Source organism: Streptomyces griseus subsp. griseus, assembly GCF_000720255.1.
In the GTDB taxonomy this organism is placed as follows: Bacteria; Actinomycetota; Actinomycetes; order Streptomycetales; family Streptomycetaceae; genus Streptomyces; species Streptomyces griseus_I.
Genome location: NZ_JOJE01000007.1, coordinates 70,752 through 93,116, shown reverse-complemented (window position 1 = coordinate 93,116; position 22,365 = coordinate 70,752). Strand labels below are relative to the sequence as shown.

The window sequence follows — 22,365 nt, the reverse complement described above, 5'->3', positions numbered from 1 at the left end:
TTCCGCCTGACAGAAGCCGCCTTGCGTGGCAACCACAGCCGTCACGACCCTGATTCCAACCACGGCACGCGGGGCGAAGCCGCCCCGCCGACAGGGACGGGACCCCCATGCCTCACATGACCGCCTTCGCCAGGAACCAGTGGTACGTCGCCGCCTACAGCCATGAGGTCGGGCGCGAGGAACTGCTCGGACGGACCATCCTCGGTGAGCCGCTCGTCTTCTACCGAACCGAGGAGGACGGGACGCCCGTCGCCCTGCACGACCGCTGTGTGCACCGCCGGTTCCCGCTGCACGAGAAGCCCAGCCGGCTGGACGGTGACCGGATCGTGTGCGGCTACCACGGCTTCACCTACGACACGACCGGGACGTGCGTGTACGTGCCGGGGCAGAAACGCGTCCCGCGCACCGCCCGGGTCACCTCCTACCCGCTCGTCGAGCAGGACTCGCTGGTGTGGGTGTGGATCGGCGACCCGGCGCTCGCCGACCCGCAGACCATCCCGCGCGCCCGCCACCTCGACGCCCCGGGCTGGACCACCGTGCGGGGCATGGAGCCGATCGACGCCGACTACGGGCTCCTCGTGGACAACCTCCTCGACCTGTCCCACGAGACGTACCTGCACGGCGGCTACATCGGCACTCCCGAGGTCGCCGAGACGCCGATCACCACCGAGGTGGACGAGGGCGCGGGGATCGTGCGGGTGAGCCGGCACATGGACGACGCCGAGTGCCCGCCCTTCTACTCCCGTTCTACCGGCATCGAGGGCCGCATCACCCGCTGGCAGGACATCGAGTACCACGCGCCCTGCCTGTACCTGCTGCACAGCCGCATCGCGTCGGTCGGTGTGCTGCCCGAGGCGGACGGCAGCGACCCCAACGGTTTCCACACCGAGATCACCTACGCGATCACGCCGTCCGCCGACGGCAAGGTGTACGACTTCTGGATGGTCTCCCGGGACTGGGCGACGGACGACGACGAGGTCACGGAGTTCCTGCGGGGCAACAACCACACCGTCGTCATGCAGGACGTCGACGCGCTCAACCTGCTGCAGAGGACGCTCGGCACCGAGCGCACCGGCTACCAGGAGTTGAGCATCAACATCGACACCGGCGGCCTCGCCGCCCGCCGCATCCTGGCCCGGCTGGTCGAGGAGGGCGACAAGCCCGTGGAGAAGGTCCTGTGAGTGCCGCGCCCACCGGGGAGATCTACCGCATCGACTGGCTGCCGGGCACCGACACCCTTCACGGCACCTGTCACTGCGGCCGCGAGCACACCTCGCAGGACCCGATCGAGATGTGGGAGTGGATGCTCGCCCATCCGCAAGGACACGAGCCCCCACACGAGCCGCAAGGGAACAGTTCATGAGTGACGCGTACGAAGCCGAACTCGTCGTCGACCGCAAGGAGTCCGCGGCCGACGGCGTGCTCGCCCTCACCCTGCGCCACCCGCTGGGCGAACAGCTCCCGGCATGGGAGCCCGGCGCCCACATCGACGTGGTGCTCGGCCCGGGCCTGGAGCGGCAGTACTCCCTGTGCGGCGACCCGGACGACCGGGACGCCTGGCGGGTCGCGGTGCTGCGCGAGCCCGCGGGACGCGGTGGATCCGCCCATGTGCACGAGCAGTTGGGACAGGGCGACAAGGTCCGTGTGCGCGGCCCGCGCAACCACTTCGCCCTGCGGCCGGCGCCCCGCTACCGCTTCATCGCCGGCGGCATCGGCATCACTCCGATCCTGCCGATGCTCGCCGTGGCGGAGGCCCAGGGCGCGGAGTGGACCCTGCTGTACGGCGGGCGGACGCGACGATCCATGGCGTTCACCGATGAGTTGAGCCGCTACGGCGACCGGGTCACCATCGCGCCGCAGGACGAGACCGGTCTGCTGGACCTGCCCGCCGTGCTCGACGGGCTGCCCGAGGGCGCTCTCGTGTACTGCTGTGGGCCCGGGGCGCTGCTCGACGCGGTGGAGGAGCAGTGCCCGGCCGGGGTCCTGCACATCGAGCGGTTCCAGCCCAAGGAGCAACAGGGCGGTGAGGACACCGAGTTCGAGGTCGAGCTCGCGCAGAGCGGGCGCACGCTCACGGTCACGCCCGGGGTCTCCGTCCTGGAGACCGTGCGCGCCGCCGGTGTCGAGGTGCTGTTCTCCTGCACCGAGGGCACCTGCGGTACCTGCGAGACGGACGTCCTCGAAGGCACCCCGGACCACCGGGACTCGGTACTGACCGACGAGGAACGCGAGGCCGGCGAGACCATGCTCATCTGTGTGTCCCGCTGCCGGGGAAAGAGGCTCGTGCTGGACCTGTGAGCCGTCGGAACGGGCCGCGCACGGCTTCCCGCCGAGTACCGACCCCACTACTGTGCGAGATGCGCACAGCCTGTCGGAACGTCGTCGTCTGCACAGGGGGAGCCATGCGTCGTCTGTTCGCCGGTCTCGCGGCCGGATTCTTATTACTGAGTACGGCCGCCTGCGGCTCGTCCGACGGCTCCGGCACGTCGGACGCGGGCGCGTCGGACGGCACCACCAAGGTCAAGGTCGGCGTCATCCCCATCCTGGACGTCGCACCCGTATACCTGGGCCAGAAACAGGGTTTCTACGCCGAGCGCGGCCTGGAGCTGGAGTTGGTCCCCGCCCAGGGCGGGGCGGCGATCGTGCCCGGTGTCGTCTCGGGCCAGTTCCAGTTCGGCTTCAGCAACACGACGTCCCTGCTGGTCGCCCAGTCCAAGAACCTGCCCGTCAAGGCCGTGGCGAACGGCGTCGCGTCCACGGCCGAGGACGGCGCCGACTTCGCCGGTATCACCGTGAAGAAGGGCAGCCCCCTCACCTCACCCAGGCAGCTCGGGGGCAGGAAGGTCGCGGTCAACACGCTCAACAACATCTGCGACACCTCGATCAGGGAGTCGGTACGCAAGGACGGCGGCGACCCGTCGAAGGTCGAGTTCGTCGAGATGCCCTTCGACCAGATGCCGGCCGCGCTGGACGGCGGACGGGTCGACGCGGCCTGCACCCCCGAGCCCGCCCTCGCCACCGTCAAGGCCGCGGGCGGTAAGTCCATAGCGTCCAACTTCTACGACGTCTCACCGGACCTGACCGTCGCGATGTACTTCACGTCGCGGCAGTACGCCCAGAAGAACCCCGAGTTGGTGAAGAGGTTCCGGGAGGCGACCGCCGAGTCCCTGAAGTACGCCGACAGCCACCCGGAAGAGGTCCGCCGGATCCTCACCACGTACACGAAGATCCCCGACACCCTCCTGGCCAAGCTCACCCTGCCCCGCTGGCCCGCCGAACCGGACCGCGCATCCATCGAGCGGCTCGCGCAACTGGCCCAGCAGGACGGCCTGTTCAAGCAGAGCCCGGACCTGGACGAGCTGCTGCCGTGAGGGGCTCCGGCGCACTGCTGGGAGCGGCCGGGCTGGCGGGCTTCCTCGCGCTCTGCGAGGCCGTGCCGCGTCTCGGCGTCGTCGACGCGGACTACTTCCCGCCGGCCGCCCGGGTCGGCGACGCGCTCCTCACCGAGCTCGGTGACCGCTCGTTCTGGACCGCGCTCGGGGACACCCTCACCGGCTGGGCGCTGGGGCTGTCGATCGCGGTGACGGCCGGCGTCCTCGCCGGAGTCGTCATCGCGGTCGTACCGCACCTGCGCGAACTGACCGCGTCCACCGTCGAGTTCCTCCGCCCGATCCCCTCGGTCGCCCTGATCCCGCTCGCGGTGCTGCTGTACGGCACCGCACTGCGCTCGGTGCTCCTGCTGGTCGTCTACGCCGCCTTCTGGCAGGTGCTCGTCCAGGTCCTGTACGGCGTCCGGGACGTCGACCCGGTCGCGGAGGAGACGGCACGGTCGTACGGTCTCGGCACCTGGGCGAGGGGCCGGTACGTGCTGTGGCCGACCGCGCTGCCGTACGTCATGACCGGCGTCCGGCTCGCCGCGTCCGTCGCGCTGATCCTCGCCGTCACGGCCGAACTCGTCATCGGAGCTCCGGGGTTGGGCGCCCGTATCGCGGTGGCGCAGACCTCGCAGGCGGTGCCCGAGATGTACGCGCTCATCGTGGTGACGGGACTGCTCGGGCTGCTGGTCAACGTCGGTGCCCGGACGGTGGAACGGCGGGCGCTGGCCTGGCACCAGTCGGTGCGTGGGGAGGTGACGGTGTGAGCCGTGCCCTCCTGCGGCTGTCGTACGCCCTCGCGCTGCCGGCCGTGCTCATGGCGGTGTGGTGGCTGGCGTCCGCCGACAGCACGAACGTGTACTGGCCGCCCCTGCGGACCGTCCTGAAGACCTTCCCCGACGTCTGGACACCCGGCCGGCTGCGCGCCGACGTGGTGCCGAGCCTGCTGCGGCTGGCGGGCGGCTACCTCACGGCGGCCGTCGTCGGAGTCGCGCTGGGCACGGTCATCGGCTCCTACCGGCGGGTGCGCTCGGTGTGCGAACCGGTCATGGAGTTCCTGCGTGCGGTGCCGCCGCCCGTCCTGGTGCCGGTCATCATGCTCTTCGCGGGCATCGGCGACACCATGAAGGTCCTGGTGATCGCGAGCGGGTGTGTGTGGCCGGTCCTGCTCAACACGGTCGAGGGCGTGCGGGCGGTGGACCCGGTGCTCGCGGAGACGGCCCGCTCGTACGGGGTGCGGGGTGTCGCGCGGCTGAAGGACCTGGTGCTGCCCTCGGCGAGCCCGCAGATCTTCGCGGGGCTGCGGCAGGCGCTGTCCGTCGGGATCATCCTGATGGTCATCAGCGAGATGTTCGCCGCCAGTGACGGTCTCGGCTTCACCGTCGTGCAGTTCCAGCGGGGCTTCGCCCTCCCCGAGATGTGGACCGGGATCCTGGTGCTCGGACTGCTGGGTTTCCTCCTTTCGGTCCTGTTCCAGGTGGTCGAGCGGCGGGCGCTCGGCTGGTACCACGGCCGGCGCGCCGTCGGCCGGCGGCCCGGGGGACGCTCGTGAAGGGGCGGGAGATGCTCGATGTACGCGGTCTGCGGAAGGTGTACGAGGCCTCCGGGCGGCACGTGGAGGCGGTGCGCGACCTGACCTTCACGGTCGGGGCCGGTGAACTGGTCTGTCTCGTCGGCCCGTCGGGGTGCGGCAAGACGACCCTGCTGAAGTGCGTCGGCGGTCTGCTGGCACCGACCGCGGGCGAGGTGCTGTTGCGGGGGCGACGGGTGACGGGGCCGCCGCCGGGCCTGGCGTTCGTGTTCCAGGAGTACGGGCGCAGCCTGTTCCCGTGGATGCGGGTGGGCGAGAACGTGGAACTCCCGCTTCGGCAGAAGGGGTTGCCCCGGTCCCGGCGACGGGAGCTGGTCGCCGGCGCGCTGCGCTCGGTCGGCCTCTCGGACGCCTCCGGGGCCTACCCGTGGCAGCTCTCCGGCGGCATGCAGCAACGCGTCGCCATCGCACGGGCGTTGGCGTACGAACCGGACGTGCTGCTGATGGACGAGCCGTTCGCGGCGGTGGACGCGCAGACCCGCGCGGACCTGGAGGACCTGGTCCGGGGGCTGTGGCGGCAGCGCGGGATCACGATCCTGTTCGTCACCCACGACATCGACGAGGCCGTCTACCTCGGTGAGCGGGTGGTCGTCCTGTCCGCGTCCCCGACGGTGGTCCGGGAGGAGCTGAAGGTCGATCTCCCGGACCCTCGCGACCAGTTGACCACCCGGGTGGAGCCGCGCTTCGCCGAGCTGCGGACCCGGGTGTACCGGCAGATCCAGGCGGCGAAGCGGAGCGCGGAGCCGGGCCCCCGGGGCGCCGTCGAGAAGGACACGGATGCTCCCGCCGACCAGGCGCCGTCGGCGACCTGAACGCCGACGGTGCCCGGTCAGGCCTGGGGTTCGGGGACCACGCAGAGGTGCCCCGCGGCCCGGCGGGCCCGTCGGGGTCCGCGCGGTGCGGGTGGGGGCCTGCGGGGCTCGCGCAGGACCATGGTGAGCCGGGTGTAGTCCATCTCCCGCAGGGTCCTGGGTGTCTCGTCGACGATGCGGCAGTCGGTGGCGCCCCAGCGCGGATCCGGGTGCAGTACGGGACGGACCGCGCCGTCCGGTTCGACGGCTCCCTCGCCGACCGCGCGGATCCAGTGCGGCAGGCCCTGCCGGTAGGCGGCCTCCATGATCGGATCCTGGGCGATCTCCCGGCGGATGGACTGGAGCCCATGGTCGTGGCCGTGCCGCTCCACCGCGTCCGCGAAGTGCGCCAGCATCGGCAGGCACCAGCTCGACTCGTGCTCCCCGAGGACGGTGGCCGCGTCCGGGTGGAACAGCACGAACCGGAGGAAGTTGTCGCCCGGCATGGCCGTCGGATGCGAGCTCACCCCGCGGAAGAGTGACGCGAAAGCGGTGTTGGCCACGACGACGTCCCAGCGGTGGTCGAGCACGACGGAAGGGAAGGGGACGGCTTCCAGAAGCGTTGCGTAGTCCTGGAGGTAGGCCTGGGCCTCGGGATTCTCGGGGACGGGCCGCGGTGCCGGCCGCTGCCCTCCTGCCTGATACGCCATCGGGAGGTCACCCCTCTTGCCTGATGCGGCCTTACGCGGCGCCCCGATCCTGCGGCCCCGAGACAAGCCGTGTCAACTATCGTGGCATTCCATGCCGGTTGACGGCTGAAATTGGCCACAGTTGTGGCGAGACCTGGATGTGAGTTCGAACCACCCGCTACTCTCCGGTCAGTTCACGGCGCACGCCCCTGCCCGTGAGGGGGCTGGGAGAGACGTAGGAGACCTGTCGGTGACGGATGGCTACGAGGTCCCGGGCGCCACGGCGACGGTGTCGCTGTCCGCCGTCGTCGCCCGTGTCACGGCACTGGCCGACCGGCTCGGCGTCACGCACGCGGAGGTCTTCGACACCGGCCGCCTCTCGGTGGCCTGCGGCGTGCCCGAGCCCGTCGTCAGGGCGCTGCTGAGCGGACGGCCCGAGGGCGAGCCCGATGTGCAGGCCCGCTTCCTGCAACGCCTCGACCTGCTGCGCCGGACCCGGCTCAAGCCCAACGGGCGCAAGTACACCCAGCAGGAGATCGCCGACGGCGCGGGCATGTCCCGGCAGCAGGCCGGCGCCCTCCTCAACGGCGACCGACGGCCCACCATGGAGCACTGTGACGCGCTCCAGCGCTTCTTCCGCGTGCACGCCGGATTCCTCACCGCCGAGGACCCCGAGGCGCTCGCGGGTGCCCTTCAGCGCACCGAGCAGGAACTGCTGCAGAAACTCGCCGACCGTGAACGGGAGGCGGCCGCGGCCGCCGCGGACCCCCTGGAGCGGCTGCTGCAGGACCACGGGGTGCGCGGAATCGCCTGGCGGGCCGCGCAACTGCCCACCGACCAGCACCGCGACAAGGTCGCCGAGTGGCTGGACATGCTCCTGGAGAGCGTCAAGCGGCCCGAGTCGTGAGCCGGGGGGGAACTGTGGCCATCGGTAGGGAAATGCGTCGTCTGTGCGGCGAGTTGGTGTCGGAGCTGACCGTCCCGGCCCCGGCTCCGCCCGCCGACCTGTACGGGGCGCTGTGCGGCGCGATGAGCCGGCGCCGCGGCCGCCCCGTCCACTTCCGTACGGCCGCCTTCCCGCCCGGCACCGCCAGCGGGCTGTGGGTCGACATGGCCGAGCAGGACCTGGTCGTCGTTGAGGAGCGCACCGCGCCCGACCACCAGTTGGTGATCCTCGGCCACGAGCTGTGGCACATGCAGGCCGGCCACCGGGGCCACCACGTCGAGGGCGCCAGGGTCGCGGCCCGCCTCCTCCAGGAAGGCGCCGACCTCGGTCCCACCGTCCTCAAGGTCGCCGCCCGCACCCACTTCGACCTCACGGAGGAGCGGGAGGCGGAGAACTTCGGCCTGTTGCTCGCCAGCAAGTGCCGGGGATGGCTGGCGGGGTCGTCGGTGCGGGGGCCGCTGCAGCGGGACGGCCTGGCGGGGCGGATCGAGGCGTCCCTCGGGTATCTGGGGGCGTAGCCGCGCCTGCCCGGTCGGCTCCGGTCCCGCGCGCGAGAACCCCGCGCTTCGGCGCGTAACCCCTGGTCCGCCGCGTGGCGCGAGGAAGTCTCCCGTCCGCTGAGCGGGCGAACGGAGGCGGTGCGGGACCCGATTGTCAGTGGTGGGCGGCAAGCTGGGGGTGCGCCACCGTACGGGGGCGTACGCGCCCGTGGGCGCGTGGGAGACGACACGGGGAGAGGCGACCGATGCGCACTGCCGTACTGACCGACCGTGAGCGCACCGCCGTACAGGCCTATCTGAGGCTGCTGCACACGGTGCGGGCCGCTTTCGACGCGTCCGGCCCGCCGGACTGCCCGCGACCACCCGTCGTTCCGCCCACAGTGCTCGCCGAGGCGGAGCGGGCACTGGCCGAGGCGGGGCTCGCGGGCAACGAGGAGGCGTTCTTCCGGCTGCTGCAGGGGTGGTGCCCGGAGGGCTGACGGCGACTTTGCGGGGCCGGTGGCTAGCGGCGGGCGGGGGGAACCGCCACCGCCGTGGCCATCAGGCCCCGTTGGACCGTCCACCGGCCCTCGAAGTGGTCGAGGCGGTGGCCGTCGACCACGGGGCCGGGGACGAGGAGCCGGGCCCGGAAGGTTCCGCGGAGGCGGTCGACGGGCTCGGCGCGGAAATCGAGTTCGGCCTCGGTGAACTCCAGCCACAGGCCGGTGAGGGGGAACCACGCCTTGTAGACGGCCTCCTTGGCGCTGAACAGGAGCCGGTCCCAGTGGATCTCCGGCCGGTCCGCGGACAGGCGTCCCAGCCGCTCCGCCTCCGTCGGCAGGGAGACGGCTGCCAGGACGCCCTCGGGCAGCGCCTGGTGGGGTTCCGCGTCGATGCCGAGGGAGGCGAGGTCGGTGGCGCGGGCCAGAGTGGCGGCGCCGTAGCCGTCGCAGTGGGTCATGCTGCCGACCAGTCCGTCCGGCCAGCGCGGGGCGCCCCGCTCCCCCGGCAGGACGGGCTGCTGCGGCACCCCGAGCTTCTCCATGGCGCGACGGGCGCAGGAGCGGACGACGGCGAACTCCCGGCGCCGCTTGGCGACGGCCCGCGCCACCAACGCCGCCTCCTGCGGATACAGGCCGCCCTCGGCGTCCTCGGCCCCCTCGTCGCCATACGCCTCCACGGCGACCACCGACGGCGGCAGCAGTTCCTCGATCATCGCTCCACGTCCTCGCTCGGCAGGATGCGGCGCAGTCGCCCCGGGGGCTGTGAGCGCCCCCGCCACTCGCGCGGGTAGCCCACCGACACCTCCTCGAAGCGGACACCCTCGTGCCAGGTGGTCCGCGGGATGTGCAGATGGCCGTAGACCATGGTGGCGACGCGGAAGCGGCGGTGCCAGTCGGCGGTCAGGCGGGTGCCGCACCACATGGCGAACTCGGGATGCCACAGGACGTCGGTGGGGTGGCGGTCCAGGGGGTAGTGGTTGACCGGGACGACGGGCAGGCCGTCCGGCAGCGCGGCGAGCCGGCGTTCGGTCTCGGCGACCCGCGCCCGGCACCATTCCTCGCGCGTCGGGTAGGGGTCGGGGTGGAGCAGGTACTCGTCGTTGCAGACGATCCCGGTCTCGTGCGCGTACGCCAGCCCCTCCTCCTTGGTCGTGCAGCCGGGCGGCAGGAACGAGTAGTCGTAGAGCAGGAACAGCGGGGCGACGGCCACCGGGCCGCCGGGGCCCTCCCAGACGGCGTACGGGTCCTCCGGTGTCAGCACGCCAAGGTCGCGGCAGCGGGAGACCAGGTGCTCGTAGCGGGCGACGCCGCGCAGCGCGACCGGATCCGAGGGGTGCGTCCACAGTTCGTGGTTGCCCGGCGCCCACACGACCTGACGGAAGCGGCTCGCCAGCGTCTTCAGCGCCCAGCAGATGTCGGCCACGTTCTCCGAGACGTCGCCGGCCACGAGGAGCCAGTCGTCGTCCGTCTCCGGGCGCATCGCCTCGACCAGGGCGCGGTTCTCGGGATACCCGATGTGCAGATCGCTGATGGCCAGCAGCTGTCCGGCACCACCGGCCGTCGATGTCACCTCTCGCCCCCTCACACGCACCCGATCGGGTCCACGAGAACACATTCGAGGTCGCCGGGCAAGGGCGCCCCGCGGGCAGGGACCGGTGCCGTTTCGGTGCCGGACCGGTGCCGGATCGGTTCGGATCCGCACGGCTCTGATCGGCTCGTCCCCCCTGCGACCAGGCCAATGTGGTCATGATCGGAAAATCCGTAACACGCACGTTGCACGCTGGGGCCCCGGGAAGCCGTATGATCGCCCCCAACACCACCGAGTTCACTCCCCTTCAACAGGGGCGGTTTGGTGTCCCTCCATACACCCTGGCCGGGCACGGCCCCGCTTCGCCGTGCCCGCACACCCCCGAAAGGCGGCCTGCATGGTCTCTCGCGTACGCGTCTGGCTCAACCGCACGTACGCGGAGAACGTGTTCTTCATGGATCAGCTGCGGCGAAATCCCAGCGATCGGGCCGTCGAGATCCATGCCACGCACGGCGACGCCGACTCCCCCGTCCTGGCCGCCGCCGACACCGCCGAGCTGGAGCCGGAGGGCCTGTCCCCGGCCGCGTACGTCGAGTTCGCCCTCGACCAGTGCCAGCGCCGCGGCATCGACGTGTTCGTGCCCCGGCTGCACCAGGCGGCGATCGTGGCGCACCGCGCCGACTTCGCGGCGGTCGGCACGGCGCTGCTGGCGCCGCCGCCGGAGGCCGTGGCCGTCTTCCACGACAAGGTGATCGCCTACGAGGCGGTTCAGGCGATCGGCGTGCCCGTGCCGCCCTGGCACCGGGTGCGGACCCCCGACGAACTCCTCAGCGCTGTCGAGGAGTTGGAGGAGGGCGGCTACAAGGCGTGCTTCAAGCCGGCGTCCGGGGCCGGCGGGGTGGGTTTCCGTGTCATCACGCGTGCCCCCTTCTCACTCGCCCATCTCAACGGGTTCCCGACCCCGTACGTGCAGCTGGACACGGTCGTCGAGGCGCTGCGGCAGGCCGAGGAACCGGTGGACTGGCTGGTGATGCCGCGTCTCGAGCAGCCCGAGGTGTCCGTCGACTGTCTCACCGGGCCGGACAACCGCGTCCGTCTCGCCGTCGGCCGCACCAAGAACGGCCGTCGTCGTGGCTTCACGCTGCACGAGCGGTGGCTGGAGCCGGCGCGGCGGATCGCCGAGGGGTTCGGGCTGCACTACCTGTCCAACATCCAGTTCCGGATGTTCGGCGACGAGCCTGTGCTGATGGACGTCAACACCCGCCCGGCGGGCGGGCTGCACCAGCTGTCCCTGTGTGGGATCAACGCGCCCTGGGCGGCCGTGCAGTTGGCGCTGGGTGAGGACCCCGGGGAGGTCGTGCCGCCGTTCCTGGGGCAGGACTACACGGTGGTGTCGGGGGCGCGGCCGCTGCGGCCGGTGTCGATTCCGCAGCAGCGGGACATCGAGGCGGGGCCGTTGCTGCAGGCGCTGCCGGCGCAGCCACGCCGAGGCGGCGCCGGCGGAGTCCGTCGAGAGCGCCGCGAAGCCACGCCGAGGCGGCGCCGGCGGAGTCCGTCGAGAGCGCCGCGAAGGCACTGCCGGCACTGGCCAACCGGCCAGGTGCCGGTTGCGCGTGGCTGGTCGCACAGTTCCCCGCGCCCTCACGTCGGTCACCTCACCCCGTCAGCCCCGCGCCGCGAGCACCTCGCGCCAGGCGGGGCTGTCGACGTAGTGGTTGTCGAAGCGCTCGGAGGAGTCCTTGATCTCCTGCGGGTCGGCCTCGCCGCGCATCACCCGGCCGAGGAGCCGCAGATAGTCGAAGCGGTCGGCGCCCGGCGTGAAGACGAACAGCGCGTCGGCCGTCGCGCCGGGCGCGGCGGCGAAGGCGTGCGGGGTGTACGGCGGCACCAGGAGGAAGTCGCCTGCCTCCAGGACGGTGACCTCCTCGCCCACCAGGACCTGAAGCCGTCCGTCGATCACGAAGAACAGCTCGGACGCCTTGGTGTGCAGATGGGCGGGCGCGCCGACCGCTCCCTCGGCGAACGTCGACCGGTAACTGGTCAGGCGGCCGCCGGTGTTGCCCGAGTCCGCGAAAAGGGTCATCACGCTGCTGGGGTCGCTCGTCGTCTCGGCGTCCGCGGCGCGGGTGAGGACCGGCTCGAAGGGCCTGGTCTGCGTGGTGGGGGTCTTCTTCGTCGTCGTCACGCATACGGCTCTAGGCCGCCAAGTGACCTGCCTCAGGGGCCAATTGGCTCTTGGAAACCTGGGTCAATCCGCGACTTGGACGACTTCTGCTCCCCGGGTGTATCAGGACGCGGGCAGCGCGCTCCTAAGAGTGAGGGCAGGGGGAGCACGGGGGCCTCGGGGGGGGACACGGGGGGCACGGGGGAATCGGGGGACACGGGGGAATCGGGGGGGGCGGGTCGGTCGGTCGCTGGAACGGGGGAGCGACCGGCCGACCCGACTTGGTGTCCGACGCGGTGACGATGCCGACTGCGGGATCAGAAGCGACCCGAGCCGCGGTAGATCTCCAGTTCTCCGTCGAGTTCGACCTTGAGCACCGTGGCGTGCGGGTCGAGGTCGGCCCCGGTGGGCGGCTCGATCCACAGCATTCCCGGTGTCTCGTGCAGGCCGCCGGTGATCCGGTGGGAGAGTTCCGTGCCGCTGCCGAGCACCGTGATCCGGCGGGCCTTGCTGAGCAGCCCGCGCACGTTGATCTCGGCGCGCGGGGCGTCGAAGAGGACCAGATACAGCGTGCGGCGGTCCTTGGAGAGGGTGCTCGGTCCGTAATGATGGCCCGCGGGCAGCCCCCGCACGGTGCCGTAAACGGCTTCGGCGTGCTTTGCGATCCAGTCGCCCAGCCCCTCCAGCCGCTCGGCCTGCTCCTCGGGGATCGTGCCGTCCTCCCGCGGTCCCACACTGAGCAGCAGGTTGCCACCGCCGCCGATCGTCTCGGCGAAGTAGCGGATCAGCTGGTCGACCGACTTGTGGTTGCGGTCGTGGTGCTGGAAGCCCCAGGAGTCGTTGATCGTCAGGCACAGCTCCCACGGCCCCTCGGGCGGGACGATCGGAGCGCCCAGTTCGGGCGTGGCGTAGTCACCCTCGCTCAGCATGCGGGCGTTGAAGACGACGTCGGGCGTGTAGGAGCGGATGAGCGCGGCGAGTTCGGGGATGCGCCACTGCTCCTCGCTGCGGTCCCACTCACCGTCGAACCACATCAGGTCCGGGCGGTAGCGGGAGGCCAGTTCGCGGATCTGGCCGTCGCGGTAGGCGATGAACCGCTCCCAGGCGTCCAGGTCCTCGTCCTCGGCCGCGCATTCGGAGTAGCGGTTGTCCTCCATCTCCGGCGGGCGGCCCGGCTTGCGCGTGGTGGCGTAGTCCGGGTGGTTCCAGTCCGAGTGCGAGTAGTAGAGGCCGACCTTCAGCCCCTCCTCCCGCAATGCCTCGGCGTAGCCGGAGAGGTAGTCGCGGCCCAGGTTGAGGTCGCCGTACGCGGTGTCCCACAGGGCGACGCCGTCGTGGTGGCGGCTGGTCAGGACGGCGTACCTGGCGCCGGCCCGCGCGAAGAGCTTCGCCCAGGCCCGCGGGTCGTAGTGGGCGCCGGTGAAGCGGTCGAGCTGGGACATGTACCGGTCGTGCGGCACGATGTCGTCGTAGAACGACCAGGACTCCTGGACGCCGTCGACGGCGTAGATGCCCCAGTGGATGAAGATCCCCAACTTGGCGTCGTCGAACCACGGTTGCATCGGCATGGTCAGTTCTCTCCGGCGCGCTTCAGACGGAGCGTGAGGACCTGGAAGGGGCGCAGCGAGACCGCGACTCCTCCGTCGTCCGCGATGTCCGCGTTCTCCAGCGGGCGTTCGAGCAGGTCGGTGACCTGGCCGCCGGCCAGCGGGAAGCCGGTGCGCAGCACGCCCTGGGCGCGTCCGCCGCGGCACTCGTACAGGCGGACCACGACATCGCCGGACGCGTCGTCGGCGAGCTTGACCGCCTCGACGGTCACACCCTCGCCGGTGACGGAGACGACCGGCTCCGGGGCGCCCGCCGACTCCGCGACCCTGAGCGGCAGGTTGAGCGAGTAGCCCTCGGCGACGGCGTCCTCGATGGTCGCGCCGGGCAGCAGGGAGTAGGTGAAGCGGTGCCTGCCCTGGTCGGCCTCGGGGTCGGGGACGCGCGGAGCGCGCACCAGGCTGAGGCTGACCTTCGTCGTCGTACCGCCGTCCTCGCGGACCGTGCGGGAGACATCGTGGCCGTACGTCGAGTCGTTGATGACGGCGACGCCGTAGCCGGGCTCGCCGACGTGCACCCAGCGGTGGCCCGAGACCTCGAAGCGGGCCGCCTCCCAGCTGGTGTTGGTGTGGGTGGGGCGCTGGACGTGGCCGAACTGGATCTCCGCGGAGGAGTGCGCGGCGCGGACGTCCACCGGGAAGCCGGCCTTGAGGATCTTCTCGGCCTCGTGCCAGTCGATGTCGGTCTCGAAGTCGACGCGGGGGCTTCCGGCGCGCAGGGTGATGGTCTGGGTGATCGTGGAGCCCTTGCCGAAGGAGCGCGTGACACGGATCGCGCCGAGCAGCGGGTCCTCCTCGACGACGGTCACCGAGTCTGGCTCCAGCAGGTCGGTGTAGCGGTTCTTGTAGTGCTTGTCGATGTCCCAGGCGTCCCAGTAGTTGGGGAGGTCGGTGTGCAGGCGCAGCAGGTTGCCCGGGCCGGCGAGGACCTCACGCTCCGCCCGCAGGTCGTACACGGAGGACAGTGTGCCGTCGTCGGCGACCCGGATCCGCACCAGTCCGTTGTCGAGGACACCGCCGGAGACCGTCACCGGCCGCGGCGCCTCGGCGGCGGCGAGGGGTGCGCTGCCGTTCGCGGGCACCTCGACGTACGCGGGGGCGCCCGCGGAGGTGCGCACGACCTCGGCGCGGTCGTAGGGGCTCGTGTTGAACACCCGGGTGCCTCCGGAGCCCAGCGCCGTGATCGCCTCGGCCGTCAGGGCCTCCAGCTCCTGTGCCACGCGGGCGTACTCGGCCTCCGCCTCGCGGTGCACCCAGGCGATCGACGAGCCGGGCAGGATGTCGTGGAACTGGTGCAGCAGCACCGTCTTCCACAGCCGGTCCAGCTTCTCGTAGGGGTAGGTGTAGCCCGGCGCGTGCAGGGCCGCGGTGGTCGCCCACAGCTCGGCCTCCCGCAGCTTGTGTTCGCTGCGCCGGTTGCCCTGCTTGGTGCGGGCCTGGGAGGTGTAGGTGGCGCGGTGCAGCTCGAGGTAGAGCTCGCCGTTCCAGACCGGGGCGTCCGGGTACTCCTCGCGGGCCTGGGCGAAGAAGTCGTCGGGGTGCTCGATGACGACCTTGGGCGAGCCCTCCAGGTCGGCGAGCCGGCGGGCGCGTTCCATGATCTCGCGGGTGGGACCGCCACCGCCGTCGCCCCAGCCGAACGGGGCGAGGGAGCGGGTGCCGCCGCCCTTCTCGGAGTAGTTGCGTACGGCGCGGTCCATCTCCTCGCCGCTGAAGCGGGCGTTGTAGGTGTCGACCGGCGGGAAGTGGGTGAAGATGCGGGTGCCGTCGATGCCCTCCCACCAGAAGGTGTGGTGGGGGAACTTGTTGGTCTGGTTCCAGGAGATCTTCTGGGTGAGGAACCAGTCGTTGCCGGCGAGCTTGGCGAGCTGCGGGTAGGCGGCGGTGTAGCCGAAGGAGTCCGGCAGCCAGACGCCCTTGGTCTCGATGCCGAAGTGCTCGATGAAGAACCGCTTGCCGTGGACCAGCTGGCGGGCGATCGCCTCGCCGCCGGGCAGGTTGCCGTCGGCCTCCACCCACATGCCGCCGACGGGCGCCCACTGGCCCTTCTTCACGGACTCCTGGATGCGGGCCCACACGTGCGGGTAGTGGTCGCGCACCCACTCGTACTGCTGGGCCTGGGAGCAGGCGAAGATGAAGTCGTCGTACTCGTCGGCGAGCGAGGTGACGTTGGAGAAGGTGCGGGACGTCTTGCGCTTGGTCTCGCGGATGGGCCACAGCCAGGCGGAGTCGATGTGGGCGTGGCCGACGCCGGAGATGGTGTGGGCGCTGGCGTGGGCGGGCTTGGCCAGGACGGGGGCGAGCACCTCGCGGACGGCCGCGGCGCTGCCGGAGATGTCGTCCAGGTCGAGGGCGTCCATGGCCCGGTCCAGGGCGTGCGCGATCTCGTGGCGGCGGGGCTCGTGCTCGCCGAGGTGGACCATCAGCCCGCGCAGCACCTGCAGGTCGAGGTCGAGGTGCCAGACCTGCTCGTCGAGGACGGCGATGTCGGCGCGCTTGAAGACGTAGAGCGGCTTGTCGCCGGCGGTCAGGACGTCGCCGAGCGGGGTCGGCCCGGCGAAGTCGTTCGCGAGGATGTCGGGGTTGGAGGCCGCCTCGACGAGGTAGTCGATCTGCTCGCCGCCGGTGGCGGGGTTGGCGATCGGCACGTACTGGTTGAGCGGGTTGACCGCCTTCAGGGGACGGCCGTCGGGCAGGTGCACCAGGGCCTCGGCCTGGTTGCCGGGCCAGTCGCCGACGAAGCCGAGGTCGATGACCGCCTCGACGCGCCGACCGGCCCACTCGGCGGGCACCTGGCCGCGCATGCGGAACCAGGTGGTGCCCCAGGGCGGGCCCCAGGGGGTTTCCATGGCGAAGGGCTGGTAGCGGGCGGCCGCGGCCTCCTCGAAGGGGACCGGCTCCCCCGGAGCCTGCCAGGCCTCCACCTCGAAGGGGACGGTGGCCGCGTAGATCGCGGGCTTGATGCGCTGGTTGTGGACGCGCTCGACGCGCTCCTCGATGCGGCGGCGTTCGTCGTGCATGAAGGTCTCCGGGAGAAGGGTGTGGAGAGGAGGGCGGGGCGAGTGCTCGGGGAAAGCGCTTACCGCCGGGAGCCTACTTGAGGTACGCGAGGCCCGGGTGGACGGACGTGTACCCCTCGACCAGGCGCCGGGCCACGTTGACGGAGTCGACGAGCGGGTGCAGCGCGAACGCCTTGACGGCCGTCGTACGCGAGCCGGACGCGGCGGCGGCGAGCACCTCGCGCTCGACCGCCTTGACCGCGCAGACCAGGCCGGTGGCGTGGTCGGGCAGCGGGGCCACCGCGACCGGGTGGGCGCCGTTGGCGTCGACCAGGCAGGGGACCTCGATGACGGCGTCCCCGTCGAGCACCGAGAGGGTGTTCTGGTTGCGCACGTTGAGGATCAGGGTGGTGCGTTCGTCGCGGGCGATGGCCCGCATCAGGGCGAGGGCCACCTTCTCGTAGCCGCCGGAGAGGTCGTCGGCGTCGCGTTCGCCCGCGCCCGCGCTCTCCCGGTTCTCGGCCATGTAGGTGGCCTCGCGCTCGGCGCGGGTGCGGTCCCAGGTCGTGAGGGCGGCCGCGCCGGGGTCGCGCATCTCCTCGTAGAAGCGGGCCTGCTGATCGGCGAGGAAAGCGCCGCGGGTCTTGTCGGCCTGCTGGTAGGCGCGGACGGCCTCGCGGTTGAAGTAGTAGTAGTGCAGGTATTCGTTGGGGATCGCGCCCAGGGAGCGCAGCCAGTCGACGCCGAAGAGCTTGCCCTCCTCGAAGGAGCCGAGCAGGTCGGGGTCGGCGAGCAGCCGGGGCAGCTCGTCCCGGCCGTCGACCCGCAGACCGCGTACCCAGCCGAGGTGGTTGAGACCGACGTAGTCGATCCAGGCGTCCCGCGGGTTGGCGCCGAGGACGCGGGCGATACGGCGGCCGAGGCCGACCGGCGAGTCGCAGATGCCGATGACGCGGTCGCCGAGGTGGCGGGACATGGCCTCGGTGACCAGTCCGGCCGGGTTGGTGAAGTTGATGACCCAGGCGTCGGGGGCGAGGCGGGCCACCCGCCGGGCGATGTCCTCGGCGACGGGGACGGTGCGCAGGCCGTAGGCGATGCCGCCCGCGCCGACCGTCTCCTGCCCGAGGACCCCCTCCGCCAGCGCGACCCGCTCGTCGTTCGCCCGGCCCTCCAGGCCGCCGACCCGGATCGCCGAGAAGACGAAGTCGGCGCCGCGAAGGGCCTCGTCGAGGTCGGTGGTGGCGGTCACGGTGGGGGCGTCGGGGACGGCCGCCGCCTGTTCGGACAGGACGCGGGCGACCGCCTGCAGCCGGCCGTCGTCCAGGTCGTGCAGGACGACCTCCGTGACCCGTCCCTCGGCGCGGTCCGTCAGGAGCGCCCCGTACACGAGCGGCACCCGGAACCCGCCGCCACCCAGAATCGTCAGTTTCACCCTTGCACCTTTCCTGCCACGACCACCTCGACGCCCGCCTCCTCCAGGGAGGACCGCGTCGCCGGGTTCACCGGCGCGTTCGTCACCACCACGTCCAGCTCCTCGGGACCGCAGACCCGCGCCATGCCCGTACCCGGGAACTTCGCCGCGTCGGCGAGCAGGACGACCTGGTCACCGGCCTTGATCATGGCCCGTTTCACCGGGACCTCGACGACCGTCGTGTCCATCACCTGCCCACCCGGGCGCACTCCACTGGTGCCGAGGAAGAGCCAGTCGGCGTGCAGCTGGCGCAGGTTGTCCTCGGTGAGGAAGCCGACCAGGGAGCGGTACTCGCGGCGGACCATGCCGCCGAGCAGCACCAGTTCGATGCCCTCGTCGTCGGCGAGTTCCTCGTAGACCACGAGGTTGCTGGTGATCACGGTGAGCCGGCGGCCGTGGAGCTGTCGGGCCAGCCGGTAGGCGGTGGTGCCGATGTCGAGCAGAACCGACTGACCGTCCTCGACCATCGCCGCCGCGTGAGCGGCTATGGCGTCCTTCTCGGGCACGCGCACCTCGGCGACCTCGGCGAAGGGCTGGTCGCCCTCCTCCATCACGGCGCCGCCGTGGACCCGGGTGAGGAGGCCCTCTTCCTCCAGTTTGAGGAGGTCACGCCGAACGGTGGCGGGGCTCACACCCAGCTGTACGGAGAGATCGGTCACTGCCGCGGGGCCCCCGGAGCGCAGGGCGCGCAGGATGAGTTGGTGTCGTCGTTCTGCCAGCACGGCGTGAACACTACTCGTCATCTTCAATCATTTCCATGCTCGCTTCTGCTCGGGTATTGACCAATCTCCGAGGCGGCGCAACGATTCCGGTCACCAAGTTGAAGAGTTTTGACGATCTCTCCCCACCCCGACCGAAAGGACGCCTGCGCGTGGACGACGACCGGCCCGATGTGCTGCTGACCGGGCTGCTCTTCTACGACCTCGTCCTCACCGGTCTCGGCAAGCCGCCCACACCGGGCGAGGAGATCTGGACCTCGGGGATGGGTTCCGGTCCCGGCGGTATCGCCAACCTGGCGGTGGCCGCGTCCCGGTTCGGCCTGCGCACCTCGCTCGCGACGGTCTTCGGCGACGACTTCTACGGCGCCCACTGCCAGGAGGTCCTTGCCGGTCAGGAGGGCGTCGACCTCTCGCTCTCGCGGGTCGCCGACGACTGGCCCACCCCGGTCACGGTCTCCCTCGCCTACGCCCACGACCGGGCGCTCGTCACCCACGGACAGGAACCGCCGTACTCGCAGGACGAGCTGGTGGGCGACCCGCCCGAGGCGCGCACGGCCCTGGTGCACCTGGAGGCCGAGCCGCGCGCATGGCTCGCCAAGGCCGCCGCGAACGGCACCCACATCTACGCCGACGTCGGCTGGGACCCCACCCAGGAGTGGTCCCGGGACCTCCTCGCACAGCTGGCGCTGTGCCACGCCTTCCTCCCGAACGAGACGGAGGCGATGGCGTACACCCGGACGGACAGCGCGGTCGCGGCCCTCGGGACGCTCGCCGAGCTGGTGCCGGTGGCCGTGGTCACGCGCGGCGGCGACGGCGCGGTCGCCGTCGACCAGACGACCGGCGAGTACGCCGAGGTCCCCGCCCTCGCCGTGGACGTCCTGGACGCCACAGGTGCGGGGGACGTCTTCGGCGCGAGCTTCGTCGCCGCCTCGCTCGGCGGCTGGCCGCTGGCGGAGCGGCTGCGGTTCGCGGTGCTCGCCGCGAGCCTGTCGGTCCGGCACCACAGCGGGGCGCTGGCCGCCCCCGGCTGGTACGGCGTCGACCGCTGGTGGCGGTCGCTGACCGACCCCGGACTCAAGGCCGCCTACGGCTTCCTCGCGGACCGGCTGCCGAAGGACGCCGGCGCTCCCGTCCGGTACGCGCCCGTCACCCCACCGGCACGGCATCACTGACCCCCTGCACTACTCGGCACCACTCACCCCCCATGCAAGAACCGAGAAGATCCGAAAGGCGGTGGGAGCTGTGCGGCTCTCACGAAGAGGCCTGCTGCGCGCGGGAGTGGCCGGTTCGGCCGCGACCGCGCTCGGCGGCCTGGCGTCCGGCTGTGCCGTCCCGACCGGTTCCACCGGCCGGAACATGGTCCTGTGGTATTGGGACGGCGGCCTGGGCGACACGGTGATCAAGAAGGCGAGGGCCCGCTACAACAGCTCGGTCGACCTCAAGGCCGTCAAGATCGGCGGCTACTACCGCTCCAAGCTGATCACCACGATGGCGGGCCGCGCCCACGTCCCCGACATCGCGGGGCTCAAGGGCGAGGACATGGCGTCCTACCTGCCCAACGCCGACCAGTTCGTGGACCTGCGCACACTCGGCGCGGACGCATACAGAGCCCAGTACCTGCCGTGGAAGTGGGACCAGGGCATCGCCGACGACGGCTCGATGATCGGCTTCCCGATCGACTGCGGCCCGGTCGCGCACTTCTACCAGTACGAGGTGTTCCGCAAGGCGGGGCTGCCGTACGAACCGGCCGACGTGTCCCAGGAGCTGAACACCTGGGAGAAGTTCTTCACGGCCGGTGAGCGGCTCAAGCGGCGGATCCCGGGAACGTACTTGCTCACCGACGTCAACAGCGTCTTCGAGAACGCGGTGCAGCAGGGCAGCAAGCGGTACGTCGACAAGGACCGTCACTTCATCGGTGACCAGCAGCATGTGCGGGACGCCTGGGCGCTCGCCGTGCAGGCCAAGCGGCGCGGGATCGTCTCGAACCTCGTCAACGGCACCCCGGACCAGCTGTCGGCGATCGAGGAGGGCAAGCTGCCGAGCCAGCTGGGCGCCTCCTGGGCCGGCAACGACATCAAGAACGGCGTGCCGAAGACCAAGGGCAAGTGGCGGGTCGCCGACATGCCGGTGCGGCCCGCCAACAACGGCGGATCGTTCCTGTCGATCACCCGGGAGTGCCGGGAGCCCGAGCGGGCCTTCGAGATCATCAGCTGGATGCTCGACGCGGGCAACCAGGCGCAGGGCTACGTCGACGCGGGTCTCTTCCCCTCCACCCCCGCCTCGTACGGCCTGAAGCAGCTGCGCGAGCCCGACGCCTTCTTCGGCGGTCAGGTCACGATGGACGTCTTCGGGCCCGCCGCGCAGAAGATCGCTGTCGCCTACAACAGCCCGTTCGACGTCGCGCTCGGGCAGCCGATCAAGGACGAGATCAAGAACGTCGGCGTCCTCGGCAAGAACCCCGAGAAGGCCTGGAAGGACGCCATGAGCAAGTGCAGGCGGATCGCGGCGCACCTGGGGGTGAGCTACTGATGGCCACCGCCCCCGCAGTGCGGACGCCCCAGTCCCCCAAGACCGTCGTGGAGACGCCCGCGGCCAGGCCCCGCACGGGCCTGCGCAAGTACTGGCACCTCTACGCCGCGATCTCCCCCTTCTACCTGCTCTTCCTCTGCTTCGGCCTGATCCCGGTCGGCTTCTCCCTCTACTTGTCGTTCCACCGCTGGGACGGTCTCGGCGCGATGGAGTCGGCGGGCCTGTCGCAGTACCGGTACCTGCTGAGCGACAGCGACTTCTGGAGCTCCATCGGGAACACGATCGTCATCTGGGCGCTGGCCACCTTCCCCATGATCTTCCTGGCGATGGTCACGGCCGTGATGCTCAACTCGGCGGTCCGGTTCAAGAACGTCTACCGCTTCGCCTACTTCCTGCCGAACGTCACCTCGGTGGTGGCCGTCGCGATCATCTTCGGCTCGGTGTTCTCCACCAACTTCGGCCTGATCAACGCCCTGTTGCAGGCGGTCGGGCTGGACCAGGTGGCGTGGCTGAACACACCCTGGGGCATCAAGGTCGCCGTCGCGACGCTGATGACGTGGCAGTGGACCGGCTACAACGCGATCATCTTCCTCGCGGGCCTGCAGACCATCCCGAGCGATCTGTACGAGGCGGCGCGCATCGACGGCGCCGGTCCCGTGCAGACGTTCTTCCGGGTGACGCTGCCGCTGCTGCGGCCGACGCTGCTGTTCGTGCTCGTCGTCTCCACCGTCACGGGTCTGCAGAGCTTCTCCGAGCCGCAGGTGCTGCTGCAGAACACCTCCAACGACTCGACGTTCTCGGGCGGTCCCGACCACGCGGGCCGGACGATGGTCCTCTACTTCTTCCAGCAGACCTTCGACAACAACGACTTCGGCTACGGCGCGGCCGTGGCCTGGGGCATCTTCCTCGTCGTCGTCCTCTTCTCGATCATCAACTGGCGCCTGGTGCAGCGCCGGGGCGAAGAACAGTGAGGCCGCA

Annotated in this window: 21 protein-coding genes and 1 pseudogene; 14 read left to right on the top strand and 8 right to left on the bottom strand. The window is 71.1% G+C overall.

Annotated elements, in window-relative coordinates; genetic code table 11:
* The first annotated feature begins 107 nt into the window (after positions 1-107).
* From IG99_RS13035 to IG99_RS13005, 7 genes are all read left to right on the top strand, one after another.
* Complete coding sequence (locus IG99_RS13035) at positions 108-1,181, top strand: aromatic ring-hydroxylating dioxygenase subunit alpha (protein ID WP_199815507.1); 1,074 nt, start codon at positions 108-110, stop codon at positions 1,179-1,181.
* On the top strand, positions 1,178-1,363 hold the full coding sequence (locus IG99_RS13030; protein WP_037673224.1) for a hypothetical protein: 186 nt from the start codon (positions 1,178-1,180) through the stop codon (positions 1,361-1,363). The genes IG99_RS13035 and IG99_RS13030 overlap by 4 nt, the downstream gene beginning before the upstream one ends.
* Positions 1,360-2,298 carry a PDR/VanB family oxidoreductase gene (locus IG99_RS13025; RefSeq protein WP_037673223.1) on the top strand — a complete coding sequence of 313 codons (939 nt, stop codon included), beginning with the start codon at positions 1,360-1,362 and terminating at the stop codon, positions 2,296-2,298. Before IG99_RS13030 ends, IG99_RS13025 begins: the two co-directional genes overlap by 4 nt.
* A gap of 104 nt (positions 2,299-2,402) precedes the next feature.
* Positions 2,403-3,371 carry an ABC transporter substrate-binding protein gene (locus IG99_RS13020; protein ID WP_037673221.1) on the top strand — a complete coding sequence of 323 codons (969 nt, stop codon included), beginning with the start codon at positions 2,403-2,405 and terminating at the stop codon, positions 3,369-3,371.
* On the top strand, positions 3,368-4,141 hold the full coding sequence (locus IG99_RS13015; RefSeq protein ID WP_037673219.1) for an ABC transporter permease: 774 nt from the start codon (positions 3,368-3,370) through the stop codon (positions 4,139-4,141). The genes IG99_RS13020 and IG99_RS13015 overlap by 4 nt, the downstream gene beginning before the upstream one ends.
* A complete protein-coding gene (locus tag IG99_RS13010) occupies positions 4,138-4,926 on the top strand; it encodes an ABC transporter permease (RefSeq protein ID WP_037673217.1) in 789 nt (262 codons plus the stop codon). Before IG99_RS13015 ends, IG99_RS13010 begins: the two co-directional genes overlap by 4 nt.
* An 11-nt stretch (positions 4,927-4,937) precedes the next feature.
* A complete protein-coding gene (locus IG99_RS13005) occupies positions 4,938-5,777 on the top strand; it encodes an ABC transporter ATP-binding protein (protein WP_037673526.1) in 840 nt (279 codons plus the stop codon).
* Between the two features lie 17 nt (positions 5,778-5,794).
* Here the strand turns inward: IG99_RS13005 and IG99_RS13000 are convergent, their stop codons facing one another.
* Positions 5,795-6,466 (bottom strand): MmyB family transcriptional regulator, encoded by a 672-nt coding sequence (locus tag IG99_RS13000; RefSeq protein WP_037673214.1) that lies wholly within the window; start codon positions 6,464-6,466, stop codon positions 5,795-5,797.
* Between the two features lie 229 nt (positions 6,467-6,695).
* Between IG99_RS13000 and IG99_RS12995 the strand changes: the two genes are divergently transcribed.
* The 3 genes from IG99_RS12995 (at position 6,696) to IG99_RS12985 (ending at position 8,370) form a co-directional block, all read left to right on the top strand.
* Positions 6,696-7,352, top strand: coding sequence for a helix-turn-helix domain-containing protein (locus tag IG99_RS12995; protein WP_037673210.1), 657 nt, complete (start codon positions 6,696-6,698; stop codon positions 7,350-7,352).
* Between the two features lie 32 nt (positions 7,353-7,384).
* Complete coding sequence (locus IG99_RS12990) at positions 7,385-7,909, top strand: hypothetical protein (protein WP_037673208.1); 525 nt, start codon at positions 7,385-7,387, stop codon at positions 7,907-7,909.
* A gap of 227 nt (positions 7,910-8,136) precedes the next feature.
* A complete protein-coding gene (locus tag IG99_RS12985; protein ID WP_037673204.1) occupies positions 8,137-8,370 on the top strand; it encodes a hypothetical protein in 234 nt (77 codons plus the stop codon).
* Between the two features lie 23 nt (positions 8,371-8,393).
* Here IG99_RS12985 and IG99_RS12980 read toward each other — a convergent pair whose 3' ends face one another.
* A complete protein-coding gene (locus IG99_RS12980) occupies positions 8,394-9,086 on the bottom strand; it encodes a 4'-phosphopantetheinyl transferase family protein (protein ID WP_037673203.1) in 693 nt (230 codons plus the stop codon).
* A complete protein-coding gene (locus IG99_RS12975; protein WP_037673202.1) occupies positions 9,083-9,943 on the bottom strand; it encodes a metallophosphoesterase family protein in 861 nt (286 codons plus the stop codon). The genes IG99_RS12980 and IG99_RS12975 overlap by 4 nt, the downstream gene beginning before the upstream one ends.
* A 355-nt stretch (positions 9,944-10,298) precedes the next feature.
* On the opposite strand from IG99_RS12975, the pseudogene IG99_RS45310 reads away from it, so the two are divergent.
* A pseudogene (locus IG99_RS45310) lies at positions 10,299-11,381 on the top strand (ATP-grasp domain-containing protein); the annotation flags it as partial.
* 183 nt (positions 11,382-11,564) lie between these two features.
* On the opposite strand, the gene IG99_RS12965 reads toward IG99_RS45310, so the two are convergent.
* The 5 genes from IG99_RS12965 to IG99_RS12945 all read right to left on the bottom strand — a co-directional run bounded on the left by IG99_RS12965 (position 11,565) and on the right by IG99_RS12945 (position 18,861).
* The gene (locus IG99_RS12965; protein ID WP_037673199.1) at positions 11,565-12,086 is read right to left on the bottom strand and encodes a cupin domain-containing protein; all 522 of its coding nucleotides are present in this window, start codon (positions 12,084-12,086) and stop codon (positions 11,565-11,567) included.
* A 296-nt stretch (positions 12,087-12,382) separates the two neighbouring features.
* Entirely contained in the window at positions 12,383-13,633 is a 1,251-nt protein-coding gene (locus IG99_RS12960; protein ID WP_037673198.1) for an alpha-L-fucosidase, read from the bottom strand.
* 2 nt (positions 13,634-13,635) lie between these two features.
* On the bottom strand, positions 13,636-16,689 hold the full coding sequence (locus IG99_RS12955; RefSeq protein WP_037673197.1) for an alpha-mannosidase: 3,054 nt from the start codon (positions 16,687-16,689) through the stop codon (positions 13,636-13,638).
* A gap of 73 nt (positions 16,690-16,762) precedes the next feature.
* A complete protein-coding gene (locus IG99_RS12950; protein ID WP_037673193.1) occupies positions 16,763-18,100 on the bottom strand; it encodes a 6-phospho-beta-glucosidase in 1,338 nt (445 codons plus the stop codon).
* Positions 18,097-18,861: a DeoR/GlpR family DNA-binding transcription regulator gene (locus IG99_RS12945; protein ID WP_037673191.1), complete on the bottom strand. Its 765-nt coding sequence runs from the start codon at positions 18,859-18,861 to the stop codon at positions 18,097-18,099. Before IG99_RS12945 ends, IG99_RS12950 begins: the two co-directional genes overlap by 4 nt.
* A 149-nt stretch (positions 18,862-19,010) precedes the next feature.
* Here IG99_RS12945 and IG99_RS12940 point away from each other — a divergent pair, with 149 nt between their 5' ends.
* The 3 genes from IG99_RS12940 to IG99_RS12930 all read left to right on the top strand — a co-directional run bounded on the left by IG99_RS12940 (position 19,011) and on the right by IG99_RS12930 (position 22,358).
* Positions 19,011-20,030, top strand: coding sequence for a carbohydrate kinase family protein (locus IG99_RS12940; protein WP_037673188.1), 1,020 nt, complete (start codon positions 19,011-19,013; stop codon positions 20,028-20,030).
* A 70-nt stretch (positions 20,031-20,100) separates the two neighbouring features.
* Entirely contained in the window at positions 20,101-21,387 is a 1,287-nt protein-coding gene (locus IG99_RS12935; protein ID WP_037673185.1) for an ABC transporter substrate-binding protein, read from the top strand.
* Positions 21,387-22,358, top strand: a complete 972-nt coding sequence (locus IG99_RS12930; RefSeq protein ID WP_037673183.1) for a carbohydrate ABC transporter permease — start codon at positions 21,387-21,389, stop codon at positions 22,356-22,358. Before IG99_RS12935 ends, IG99_RS12930 begins: the two co-directional genes overlap by 1 nt.
* The last annotated feature ends 7 nt before the right edge of the window (positions 22,359-22,365 follow it).

Coding starts and splice junctions, on each gene's coding strand:
- IG99_RS13035 (WP_199815507.1), top strand. CDS start 108: ATGCCTCACATGACCGCCTTCGCCAGGAACCAGTGGTACGTCGCCGCC.
- IG99_RS13025 (WP_037673223.1), top strand. CDS start 1,360: ATGAGTGACGCGTACGAAGCCGAACTCGTCGTCGACCGCAAGGAGTCC.
- IG99_RS13020 (WP_037673221.1), top strand. CDS start 2,403: ATGCGTCGTCTGTTCGCCGGTCTCGCGGCCGGATTCTTATTACTGAGT.
- IG99_RS13005 (WP_037673526.1), top strand. CDS start 4,938: ATGCTCGATGTACGCGGTCTGCGGAAGGTGTACGAGGCCTCCGGGCGG.
- IG99_RS13000 (WP_037673214.1), bottom strand. CDS start 6,466: ATGGCGTATCAGGCAGGAGGGCAGCGGCCGGCACCGCGGCCCGTCCCC.
- IG99_RS12990 (WP_037673208.1), top strand. CDS start 7,385: ATGCGTCGTCTGTGCGGCGAGTTGGTGTCGGAGCTGACCGTCCCGGCC.
- IG99_RS12985 (WP_037673204.1), top strand. CDS start 8,137: ATGCGCACTGCCGTACTGACCGACCGTGAGCGCACCGCCGTACAGGCC.
- IG99_RS12980 (WP_037673203.1), bottom strand. CDS start 9,086: ATGATCGAGGAACTGCTGCCGCCGTCGGTGGTCGCCGTGGAGGCGTAT.
- IG99_RS12960 (WP_037673198.1), bottom strand. CDS start 13,633: ATGCCGATGCAACCGTGGTTCGACGACGCCAAGTTGGGGATCTTCATC.
- IG99_RS12955 (WP_037673197.1), bottom strand. CDS start 16,689: ATGCACGACGAACGCCGCCGCATCGAGGAGCGCGTCGAGCGCGTCCAC.
- IG99_RS12930 (WP_037673183.1), top strand. CDS start 21,387: ATGGCCACCGCCCCCGCAGTGCGGACGCCCCAGTCCCCCAAGACCGTC.